Origin of the sequence: Arthrobacter pascens (assembly GCF_017052465.1) — a bacterium.
Lineage (GTDB): Bacteria > Actinomycetota > Actinomycetes > Actinomycetales > Micrococcaceae > Arthrobacter > Arthrobacter pascens.
Map to the genome: position 1 here is coordinate 40,978 of NZ_JAFHKT010000102.1, position 11,191 is coordinate 52,168.

Annotated in this window: 11 protein-coding genes; 1 reads left to right on the forward strand and 10 read right to left on the reverse strand. The window is 59.9% G+C overall.

Annotated features, from left to right (window positions below):
* Positions 1–473: 473 nt before the first annotated feature.
* The 10 genes from JYA52_RS02410 to JYA52_RS02455 all read right to left on the reverse strand — a co-directional run bounded on the left by JYA52_RS02410 (position 474) and on the right by JYA52_RS02455 (position 10,465).
* The gene (locus JYA52_RS02410; protein ID WP_205651557.1) at positions 474–1,073 is read right to left on the reverse strand and encodes a peptidoglycan-binding protein; all 600 of its coding nucleotides are present in this window, start codon (positions 1,071–1,073) and stop codon (positions 474–476) included.
* A gap of 397 nt (positions 1,074–1,470) precedes the next feature.
* A complete protein-coding gene (locus JYA52_RS23035) occupies positions 1,471–1,656 on the reverse strand; it encodes a peptidoglycan-binding domain-containing protein (protein ID WP_372433708.1) in 186 nt (61 codons plus the stop codon).
* A 371-nt stretch (positions 1,657–2,027) separates the two neighbouring features.
* Positions 2,028–2,888 (reverse strand): peptidoglycan-binding domain-containing protein, encoded by an 861-nt coding sequence (locus JYA52_RS02420; RefSeq protein WP_205651559.1) that lies wholly within the window; start codon positions 2,886–2,888, stop codon positions 2,028–2,030.
* Between the two features lie 188 nt (positions 2,889–3,076).
* Positions 3,077–4,174: an IPT/TIG domain-containing protein gene (locus tag JYA52_RS02425; RefSeq protein WP_205651560.1), complete on the reverse strand. Its 1,098-nt coding sequence runs from the start codon at positions 4,172–4,174 to the stop codon at positions 3,077–3,079.
* Between the two features lie 110 nt (positions 4,175–4,284).
* Positions 4,285–4,620 (reverse strand): hypothetical protein, encoded by a 336-nt coding sequence (locus tag JYA52_RS02430; protein ID WP_205651561.1) that lies wholly within the window; start codon positions 4,618–4,620, stop codon positions 4,285–4,287.
* A gap of 19 nt (positions 4,621–4,639) precedes the next feature.
* A complete protein-coding gene (locus JYA52_RS23040) occupies positions 4,640–4,981 on the reverse strand; it encodes a peptidoglycan-binding domain-containing protein (protein ID WP_205651562.1) in 342 nt (113 codons plus the stop codon).
* 38 nt (positions 4,982–5,019) lie between these two features.
* Entirely contained in the window at positions 5,020–6,495 is a 1,476-nt protein-coding gene (locus JYA52_RS02440; RefSeq protein WP_205651563.1) for a hypothetical protein, read from the reverse strand.
* A gap of 24 nt (positions 6,496–6,519) precedes the next feature.
* The gene (locus JYA52_RS02445; RefSeq protein WP_205651564.1) at positions 6,520–8,130 is read right to left on the reverse strand and encodes a hypothetical protein; all 1,611 of its coding nucleotides are present in this window, start codon (positions 8,128–8,130) and stop codon (positions 6,520–6,522) included.
* A gap of 46 nt (positions 8,131–8,176) precedes the next feature.
* Positions 8,177–9,178, reverse strand: coding sequence for a gluzincin family metallopeptidase (locus tag JYA52_RS02450; RefSeq protein ID WP_205651565.1), 1,002 nt, complete (start codon positions 9,176–9,178; stop codon positions 8,177–8,179).
* A gap of 1,005 nt (positions 9,179–10,183) precedes the next feature.
* Entirely contained in the window at positions 10,184–10,465 is a 282-nt protein-coding gene (locus JYA52_RS02455) for a hypothetical protein (RefSeq protein WP_205651566.1), read from the reverse strand.
* A gap of 409 nt (positions 10,466–10,874) precedes the next feature.
* On the opposite strand from JYA52_RS02455, the gene JYA52_RS02460 reads away from it, so the two are divergent.
* Positions 10,875–11,093 carry a hypothetical protein gene (locus JYA52_RS02460; protein WP_205651567.1) on the forward strand — a complete coding sequence of 73 codons (219 nt, stop codon included), beginning with the start codon at positions 10,875–10,877 and terminating at the stop codon, positions 11,091–11,093.
* Positions 11,094–11,191: the final 98 nt, after the last annotated feature.

Genomic DNA, 11,191 nt, shown 5'->3' on the forward strand with positions numbered 1-11,191 from the left:
TTCGATTTCATTCGAGATGTCCGGTAGCCCTATTTTGCCCGAGACGATGTCCCAACATTTCAACTCAACGCGGTGAACGGGAGCCCCCTTATGGCTTTCGGGACCAAGTCGCGACCAATTTATAGCTTCTGCAGCGGTGCGGGGCCAAGGTCGAACAGGTGGTCTGTTCATTCCTCTCGGCCGGATCGCATGGTTACCCGCGCCCCAGCGCTCGGGAAACTATTACTTACGGCCGCACTAAGTACTACAGTCGCGTTTATGGAGTGTGGTTATCCAAGCGCCCCGGCGTCACGCCCTCGCCACCCCAAACTGACGAGTGGCTTGCTTCAGAGCCAAGATGTTGAGTCGAAGAAGGTAGCCACAGCAGGTGCGACGGTGGTCCGCCAACCGAAACAAGTGTCCAAGATGATGAACACCGTCCCGGTGGCGGCGACGGATGGCGGTATGTTGGCCACTCACCCTTGGGAGACCGGTCACTGCAGCAACACGGACCACGTGCGGGGACCTACGATACCGTCAGGAACAAGAGAGTTGTCCCGCTGAAAGTCCCTGACCGCGGAGTCGGTATCCATGCCGAAGAGACCGTCGACTTGGCCTTCAGGGAATCCCAGAGCGCGTTGGATGAACTTCACGTCCTCGCCGGCTGAACCACTGCGGAGTTTGCGTTGCCCGGGATTGGCGTCGGTGACGTACGCCTCGAAGCCGTCAGATTCTGAGGGAGGGGTAAATCCACCATTGCTTATGACCTGCCCTGAGGCCGGGAAACTTGTCCGTGCTGCAACTGTCAAGGCGCGAGCATCCTGCGGTGTTCCAACAAACTCGTAGTGCATCGCATCAGGTCGTTCCCGGTACCATCCTCCCCAGTAGAAACTGTATTGCCACCACAACTCCGGCATCCAAAACGGCATATCCGTGACAAGCTCGTCCTGATGAGGGTTAGTGCGCCAGTTGATGTCGACGGCTAGACCCCAGGAGTGGTTTGAGGGGCGGTCCGTTCCGCGGATGGGCCGGCAGACAAAGCCACCCGTATGGTCGGGGTCGATGTCATAGCCGCGGCGTTCGGTCTCGGCCATGAGAAGTGCTACGAGTTCGGCAATCTCCTTCCTTAGGGGTATTCGCAAACCGTCGGGACGGGTCACCGTCACTTGTGTGTCTTGCTGGCAATTCGGCCACCCTGGACCCCAACCGCGTCCTTCTGCTCCGTTCACCCGGACGCCCTCCGGCCGGGGCGGGAAATCTGTGAGATTAGACATCATCTTCCCCTACTTCGTTCTTGTCATAAACCCAGCCGTCCCTCTCGTCGCTGTCGTCTATGTCATCGGGTGTGAAGGCCACGATTGTGTAAGGAACGGATTCCATTGTTTCTCCCATCAATAGGTCACAACATGTTGAACTGCGTTTTCGAAGGCACGGCCGGAACTCACGGCGGCGGCCTCTGTTGGGAATGGGAAAACCCCTGCAAAAAATTGCTCATGATGTCCACAGGACTTCCCAGGTGATGGGACCCACATGGCCGTCTACAGTCAGGCCATGTCGACGCTGGAAGGCGCGTATCGCTGCATCCGTCTCGGGTCCCGACGACACCGTTGATCGTGATAGCTGGGTCCAGTGAGCCCAATCGGGTCTGGATCGCGAGGATGTTGACCCGGTCCCCATCCGTTACCCCGTCGTGCACGGTCGGTCCGGCCTCAAGGCCGAAGGCGTGCCCGTCCGGGAGTGGAAAAGCCCTCGGATCATTGAAAGTAGGATTGGCTGCCGGCGACGCTGACGGTTGGGCGTCTGCCGGGGTGGGTGGATCCGCCCAGGTGAGGGGAGGATCAGGATTCGGCGACAATGGCACGCGCCGGATCCGATATGCCAAAACGACAACACCGTCGAACGTGGCCTCTTGGACGACGGATGTGCTGGCGGGCGCGGGATTTGAAGGACTTGTGGGGTGGGTGCCGGGATGGGCGACACTCGCGGACGCGGTAGCGGAAATACTACCGAGCCCGGGAGGACTACACCCACTGGTTTTGAAAAACGAGCTAGACGCGGGGAACAATGTATCCCAGCGCCGCCCAGGTGAGTTGCCCGACGACGCCATCATTGGTCAATTCATCGCTGCTCTGGAAGGAACGGACGGCTGCGTCAGTTGGCTCGTCGAACTGGCCGCTCTGTTCACCAACATAAAAGCCTAAATATGCCAAGAAGCGCTGTAGAGATGCTACATCTTCACCCGCATCACTCATACGTAAAGTAGGCCGCTGTGAGCCGATTTCGATGTAAAGCACGGAAGGATCCGCTCTTTGAGACACCGAGTAAGAAGCATTTCTAAATAGGCCGCGATTCACTGCGTTGCGCTTTATCAACCATGCATTTGACATGTCACATTTTGCCGCGGCGTCAAGCCAGTTCATAGTGGAACAGGCTTGACGGAAGCTTGGCCATTTGCCGCCCTGCCCAAATGCGGGCCCCATGGCCCAGGCCATGCTGAGAAGGCCCAATTGAGCGTCCGCTGGCCATTCGTCCAATGTGCCGAATTCCGCTGTTTCTTTGAGTTTTGACTCGAAGGAGAGTAACCTGTTTTTGGTCAGCTCGGCGCACCCCTCCCTGTTGATACGCAGGTTGGTCGAAGGTTCGTACTCCCAGGCGCGGCCAGTGTGCTCGCTATCGGATTTCACCGCACGCCATTCCGTGGCAATTTGGTCCGTAGATGCCTGGTTGTTGTCGTTCCTCAGATAAAACGGAGCTCCCTCATCGGATAGAGAGATTGCTGCATCTTCACTATCAATCAAGTGACCCAACCCAATTGTTACTTTACCCAAGATGTCCTGATACATCCACAGGACTTGCCCTTCCAATGGTTCAGTAAAGCTATAAAAATTCTCACTGACTTGATCCCACATTATCGGCTACCTCCTATTTCCTCGCTAGATAGTCGCGCGCCTGATAATTTATAATAGATATGTGGCGGCAGAAAATACTGCCCAATACTTTCTTCTTCGATCTAATGCTTATTTCGTGTTTATGCCTTTCCAAAGGAGTCCCGTTGGGACAGCTTGTCGGTCAGACAGGCCCGCTCCGATGGGCCGCATCAGGTCTCATAGGTGAACAAAACGGCTTCGGTTGCGGCATCGACTTTGCTGACCGTTACCCACACCGATCCGCTGGTCAGTGGCGCTGGCACCGTTGCCGTGACTTGGGTGTCGTCGTCGATCCACCACGAGTTCGCTGGCACGTCCCCGAAGGCGACCCCGGTAGCAGATGTGAAGCCGGAACCGGATAGCACCACTTGCGATCCGGCGGCGGTGGTGTCCGGGCTGACGCTGGTCAGCGACAGCGAAGGGAAGGAAGGGGACTGGTCGTAGCTGAAGGCAACGGCTGCGCTCGTCGCATCTTGGGAGTTGACCGTCACCCACACCGACCCACTGGTTATAGGCTCGGGCACTATTGCGGTAATGTGCTGGTCGCCGGTCGTCGACCACGAGTCCGCCCACACCGGTCCGAAGGCCACTCCGGTGGCCATGGTGAAGCCGGAGCCCGACAGCTCCACCTGTGCGCCTGCCATTCCGGAGTCCGGGGAGATCGACCACAGCTGGAGGACTGCGGGTGTCGGCGTCGGTCTCCCGGAAAGCTCCTGTTGCACTCGCGGGATGATGTTGTCGATCAGCTGAGTGATGCGGACCTGGCCCGGGCAGACTTTACCCGTGGCGTTCGACCATTTTTCGCCGTTGGTTACTCGCCAGGGGTCGATGCCTTGTCGGTGATAGCCAATACCGCGGCGTCCCTGTGCGCTATCGGGGATGAGCTCGGCGGGGATCGAGTATTCCCTGCAGCACCAGAGGACCAGCGCTATGATGGCGTCCAATTGGGCCTGCGACCACGGGGTCGTTTCATTTCCGCCATCACTGGTCTCGATGCTGATCAGGCGCGCGTTGCCCTGCAGGTTGGCGTCGGCCTGGAAGTCGGTATCCACCCACTGGTAGATGACTCCGTCCTTGTCGAGGTCAGCGGGGCCGCCGATACCGAAGTGTGACTCAGTGCCCGCCCACCCCTTGTCCCTGAACATCGCCTCGGTGCCAGTCAAGAATCCGGCCATAGTATGTAGGCAGACGACGTCGTGCGCGGCCAGCCGGCTTCCCGGGTCGCCTGCAGCGAGCGGTCTCCATTCTGCAAAAGGGTAGAGCGCCATGAGATGTACCTCGAATTCAATTCAGGGCTGGATAAACGTGGACCGTACAGCGGCCAATGGATTTCGCGTAAAAATATCTCGATAAATGTTTTATGTGGTGATCTATTCGGCTATGCTTCCTCGTTGATCACATTCTTGATCGTATCGAAACTGCCGAGTCGAACGGACTCAAGCAGGAAAGCGTCGAACTGTTTTTGGACTGTCGGGTCATCGACACGCGGCAGGTCAATCGGTATACCGCTCCATTCGATGAGCAGCAGGAATTGCCGGCCGAGATCGAGGGGATCGCTTGCGTGCTCGCGTGAGCGGCGAAGCAGGCGGATCGAATGCCACTGGCCCGACCGTGTGGGGCCAGCGTGGAGGGCAGGTAGGTAGCGCTCGCGCGCGAAGTCCTCGAACGCATTGGCCTGAAGATGAGAGCCGAGCGTCCATTGGTAAATAATCATTTTCGATAGATACCTTCTGCTAAAAACTGGGGACCGACGCATCAGCGGTCCGACTATAATCGGGAGTGCCTGGCCCGTTGTGAAGTGGGCAGGCGCCCCAATTCCATATCCCGCAGAGGCGGGCGCTTTTCTTATGACCACAGGGCTTTCCAGCTGGCGGGACAACCAAGCCATCATCGGTCAGACCGCGGCTGCGCTGGAATTCTCGGATCGCAGCGTCGCTTTGCTCTCCTAACCAGCCGTCCATAGTTATGGACTGTCCCAACTCCTGTAGCCGTCCTTGAATTGCTAGTACGCTTACTCGATCAGCTTCTCCCGCCTTGCCGTCGTGGATCACATCACTCGCGCGTGAGCCGAACATATGGCCCGATGGTAGAGGAAAGGGGCGCGCGTTCGTTTTCAGTCCAGGTCCGACGCTAGGTCTGGCACTTTGGGCAGGCGTTTGCAAATAAAGGCGAGGATCGACATCTCGTCTCGCGGCGGGGGAACCGGTGGAGACGGAGGCGGCGACGGTGGTGCCGGAGCTGGGATGCCCAAGAGCTCCGGCCGGATACGGATGACCGGGTTGGTCAAGATGTGGCCGTCCAGCTGGATGGGGCGCCGTCTGGCGATCGGCGCCTCAGCCGGGGTGGCTCGGCGCAGCGCCGACAGCTGGAGGAAACTGTTGCGCTCGAGCGCCCGGAAAGCCCGCGGCGTGACCGCTGGCGTCGGAGCGGAAGCCTCCGGCTGTACCGTCCGGCGGGCGATCCGTGCCGCGATGCCCGGATCGACGCGCAGGTTGGGTCGCAGTGTCAGGCGCGCCGGATTGAGTGTGAAGCGCAGGTCCTGGAAGGTCCTGTCGGTGCTGGCGGCCTGTTCGATCACTTCAATATTGCGGACAAACACACAAGCCGAAACATAGGCCGGGCACGCGCCCGTCGGCGGGTCCCCGCCGTCGCTGAGTTGGAGATCCGGATCGCTGCTGCGCCAAATGCCCGACGTCAGTGCCTCGGGGCGGAACCAGGCCCGCACCATCGCGACCGAGCGGTATTCGAACGACATGCGCTCGATCCCGGTGCCGCCATCGTCGTCAAGCACCCGCTTGAGCGCTTCGGGCGCCTCATCGACCAGGGTTCGCATCTCGCTGGCGGACAGATCGAAGGTGAGCCAGTCTTGGTCGGCGAAGTTGCGCGGCGAAAATCCGGTCGGCGCATACTGGTTGCCGCCCGCCTCGGTGATCATGTCGATATCGGGGTTGAAGGCCTGTGTCCATTCGGCCCACCGCAGGCCCGGGTCACGAAGCGCTGCTTGGCGCCGGGCTTGTAGTGCCGCCTCAATCGCAGCGCGGCCACCCAGTGTTTCCCAGGCGCTAGCGGCCGCGTCTATCGCGGCGCGCAGCGCCGGCTCATCGACTTCGGTCCAGTGTTGTCGTTCGGCAGGGTCTTGGCTGAGTTCGCCGGTCAGCTTGTGTGCTGCGTAGTCTTCGCGCGCCATGATCCACGAATCGCGATACTGCCGATAGCGCTTCAGCGCCTCGCTCTCGACCCGGGTACCGTCAGGTCCCGCCTCGTACAAAACATCAGCGGCTGCCGGCCCCCCGCCGCTGTCCGCTCGTGCGGCGCCTACCTCGGCTCGGCTAAGGACATCGCGATAGACATCCCACAGCATCCGGTCCGTCGCGGTCGCGACCATGTCGGTGGGCAGGAAATTCACGGTCCGGGCAAAGTCCCCCGCTGCGGCATAATCAGCGGCCGTGGCTGGCGCGGCGAGAGCCGCCAGTTCCGCCGCGGTGAAACCTATCGGCGCCAACAGCGGGAAGCTCAGCATCACGCTGGTATCGACGGCGAACACGCGTTTCGCCTTTTCGATCAGCGCGAGTTGCACGAATGCGTCCATGGCGTATGTCCCCTTTCCGCTACCTCAGATCCAGGCGTCGGCGGGAATATCGGCTGATGGGTTCGGGCTCTGCGGCATCACGTGGCATTTGAAGCCGATTAGCTGCATCCCGTCAATGGACATCGTGTTGTTTTCAAACTTGAACCCGTAATCGCGCGCCGTATCACCCGATCCGGAACGATGTGAGCCACTGCCCCCCACGAAGAACGGGCCGAAGGAAAAGGAGCCGCCAGCGCTGGTCGACTGGGAGTTCGCGTTGTTCACAAAATCCGAAAAGCCATGGCTCTCGCCGAATTTCAGCGACAGCTTGCGCACGAAGATCGCACTGGTCGCATAGGCCGGCAACTTGCCGTTGGGCGGTGAGCCACCATCCGAAAGGCGATCGCCCTTCACCACCACATTGTTCTGATCGAACCGCCAGTAATGGCTGGTGAGAAAGGCCGTGCGAAACCAAGGGCGCGCGATCGGGATCTGGGCGATCTCGAAAGTCATATCGACATGGCTATTGTCGAATGTACCGTGGTATTCGCTGTGGCTACTCGATACCGAGTGCGAGCCGCTGGCGCCGAAACCCCAAAAACTGAAGCCGCCCCCGCCGCTGGACTGCGACCACTTATAACTGGAGTTGGAGTGGCTCTCGTAATCTCCAGCCGAGAAGCCGAACCGAGTCCAGCCATTCGAAGTGGCGAAACTGCCCGGAACCAGCGAAGTGAAGAAAAAGTCGCTGCCCGAGACCGGCGAGGTTAGCCGCGCCTTCTCCAGGTCCTCGACATATTGTTGCTTCAACAGCGACATATCGCGACGCCCGACCCCTTCGAAGAAGGCGGCGATCTTCTCGTAATCGAGCTTATGGCCAGCGGTCTCCCAGTCCGTCATTGCGGCGCGGACGTTGTTGCGATAGGTATTGGCGTTGTTCGCAAAGTCATGGACCGCGCGGGAATTCGTGGCGGTCAGTGCGTCGATCTTACGGGCATTATATTCAAGCGCCGCATCGTTATACGCCTTCATTTTCGCGAAATAGGCAGTGACTAGGTCGCTGGGGCCCGATGATTCGGTTTCATCCCCAGAAATTATGTCCTTGGTCTTGACCGTCTTTGTCAGCAGGCCGTTGAGCCGCTCAATCTGAGCGACCGTTTCCGGCGGCAAATCGACCTTCATCACCTGGCTCATCCGCAGCGTGTAGTCATAGACGTCCGACAGCGTGCCATCGTTGTTCTGAACGGCCATTTTCGCGAACTGATCGTTGGTGCCGGCCGCGACATCCGGTACGAAGTCAAGCAGCCGTGCCATGTTCTCGGCCTGCATGTAGAGGCGCATGGTGTCCTGCGCCATCAGCCCGTTGAGCTGCTCCGGTGTCAGAGGCGGGGCCGGAGGAGGCGGCGGCGGCGTACCGCCCGCTGCCGCGGCCGCTGCCGCTGCGCTGGGCTGCATCGCATCAACTGCGGACTTCTTAACCACGCCGGTAAGGCCCTGGGTCAAATATTCCAGGTCGCTGGGCTCGATCGGGATTCCCGGGGTGCACCAGCTGAAAAAATTGTCGTCTGATTTGGGCACGGTGTCATCGCCGTTGGTCAGCACATTATAAAGCTTGCTCATGATCGTGTTGGCAAGGACGCTGGGCTCTAAGAGGGCCATGATCTTCTCTCTACTCTCGTACTTTGATTAGGCAGTTACCATAAACTCAGTACCAAAAAACCCAGACTGCCGGCGAAGTCGGCCAGGTCGACCGACCACTGTTCCCACCGTCCCCCGAGGTGTGCCCGTTGGCATCGGGCAGAGTCGTCCAGTCTTCAGCACCGGCGGTGCGGGCTTCCACGAAGGCAGAATCCCACTTGGTTTCGGTACTGCGGGTCAGCCAGAAGGACAGCTGCGCCCCTTCGTCCGGGACCGTGAAGGTTCGGGTGAGGCGTTTGTAGGAACTGTCCGCCGCCCTGGACCAGGCTAAGTCGGTGCCGGTCCGCGGTTCCGCCACTAGGGCAACGAGGTCGGGGTCCGGCGCATCCAGGTAGCTGACTCGCCCGACCTTGTACTGATTGAAGGCCGACTGCCCGACACTGGCCGTGGCAAGGTAGGCCGCCATCGGTTCGCGCGCCTCCCACGTCCAGGTGGTCAGGCCGTCCCGGGTCCGGTTGTCGACCAAGCGCACATTGACCACGACTTCGAGCCCTTCGGGAACCGTCATCCGGACGGTGTAGGATGCCTTGTCGAGCGGATGGTCGTTGACCGGGAACCAGTTTGCTTCCACGTGCGGCTGCCCGATGACCAGGGAACCATCGTCCGTGTGGAAGAAACCAGACTGCCCGGACTGGGGGTCCCTGATACCCCGCTGCGGAGTAACGGTCAGTTCGCCGGAGCCGTGCGTGAATTCGGCCGGACGACCTCTGACTGTCAATCCGTCCATGTCCAAGGTCCTGCATGCCGTTAGCGTGATGGTCGCGGTCCCGCCCAGAATCTCGGTCAGCGGATCATAGCTGAGATCCAACACATAATGGTCGACGTCGTAGCCGCCGTTGCCGTCCAGCGAAAAGTACGGTTCCTGGGCCGATTCCGGGGATGTTTCGGTGGCCGCAGCGGCCGGGACTGGCAGCACGGCGGCGCGTAGCAGCAGTGCCGCCGGCGCGGCCGTGCGCCCACGTCCGCCTGCGGCATCAGGACCGTCGGCGGCCGGGGGCTGGGGCGACATCGGCGATTCCTGCTTTCCTGAGTAAGTCGGCGGAGGATCCTGGCCTTCCACCAACGTGAAGCGACCCTGTTTCGCAGCTACCTTGGCACCGGCCCAGACGACTGCGGGCGCCGGGCTCCATTACACTGCCACTGGCGTTACTGGGGCGTTACTGTGCCGTTACTCCTCCGGGCCTTCCACAACGAGCTCGGCCAACTGCCTTAGAGGGGGAAGGTCCTGCAGGCCGGCCGCCCCCTCCTGGTCAAGGTCGCCTTTGCCTCACCCCGCGTTCAGGATGAACGCACCGGTGGTCAGTCGGATAGGAAAGTGGCTGAGTCTCGGAGGGCCATGGCCGCAAAGCCCACCACTTCTTGCAACTCGCCCTCGGGTCCGACCCCGGCTACCACCCTGACCAGGCTCACCAGAGCGCATGATTTGCTCCGAATCAGTTGCCACGTCATGTCCTTACCCCGCATTCCTGCATGAACAGGTATCAGAGCGGAAATTCTGGACCAGCCGCAACCCTAGGTCCATCTAAAGAAAAATCAGCAAATCATGTTGTGAGCGGCCCTAGCCACCATGAAGTGGTGAACAAGAAAACCCAAGGGTCGTCATCGTCGAAGAAGACCTTGATTCCTAACTTAATGAGACAGTCGCGCAGCATCGGAGCCGGCCCGCGACGCGGGTTCTCCGCCATTCGCTGGTGACTCTGATCGAGCCAGGCGTGACTGAGGAACACGGCACCAGATCCGGCCGTACCACCCCCTCGACACCGAGGGCTGCTGAGACAATCAGTCCAAGATGTCAACTTCAGTAAAGCTGGTCGACCATGCAGACCGAAAGGTCCGTTGCCCGAACCGCACAGGATCTATTCAAGACGCTGAGTGTCGCCGGCGAAGGCCCGCATGTAGGACGCCCAGTTGGCCAATGATTTCGATACGGTGAGCGGGAGGACCGCGCCTTTGTGATTGCCCCTGAGTAGATGGCTCCTAACCTGGTCACCCGTTTCCTGGTAGATCCGCACTCCTACCACCTCGGCGACGCAGTGCCCAAACACCAGGGGCCTGACCGGGTTCGCCACCGAGTACGGCGAGGAGTTCCACCGCATTGAAGCCCTGAACCCAGGTTGCCCGGAAACCTCGGGATCGAGATGCGATCCGCCATTTCAACGTAAAGCTTGTACTGCTCCATGATGGCGGCCTGATACTTGTCGTCGTGCGCGAAGTACACCATAATCACGGCCTCGTCGGTCCAGAGGCTCGAATTGACATCACTTGGTTGCGCCGGATCGGCAATCTTGAAATACATGTTTCAAAACCTCATGGATCCAGTGTTCCGCGAAACCCCGCCCCGCGTGCACGCATCGCGCCCACCGGTCTTCACAGTGGAGCGCCACGTTCCGCCCGCGCTTGTGGATCCCAAGCATTCGGAAATCCTCTGCCCAGATGTTTCGTCGCCAGCCCAAGCCCGCTCACCTGCACAACGCGAGAGACCCTATTTATTAGACAATCTGAGCCTTCGCGCCAGTCCATCCTCTCGTTCTTGCGGCTAGGGCCTGGCCGCGACGGGGTTTGAACTGGAATTTCGGTCATTTGAGTTTTCTGGCTCCACTCCACGGGAACCCGCACGTCGGGAGAGTTCAGAGAAATCCCATTGCACTCCAATAATTTCCCCATACCACTGTCCATGGGGGGCAAAGCGGTGCCAGTCTGGGACCATGAAAACCGACATTGACGAGTTGACCGAATTGAATATCCGCATCGGGCAGGAAGAATCTGCCGGCAAACGCGAATACTTTGAGGAGAAAGTCCTTGCCGCGGCCTTCGCTATGAGGCGCGGCCTGACGGGCGGCGTGGTGGACAGGGCAGCATTCCTGGATGCCGTGAAACCTAGTTGTATTTCCCACGGAGGTTGTGAACAGCGTGGCGTGATGTAAGAAACGAGAGCCTCCGGTATCGATTTGGGTTACCACACTCATCTCGACGCCAGGAGGCTCTCGTGTCCTACGTTACCCATGCCAACGCTGACCTGACA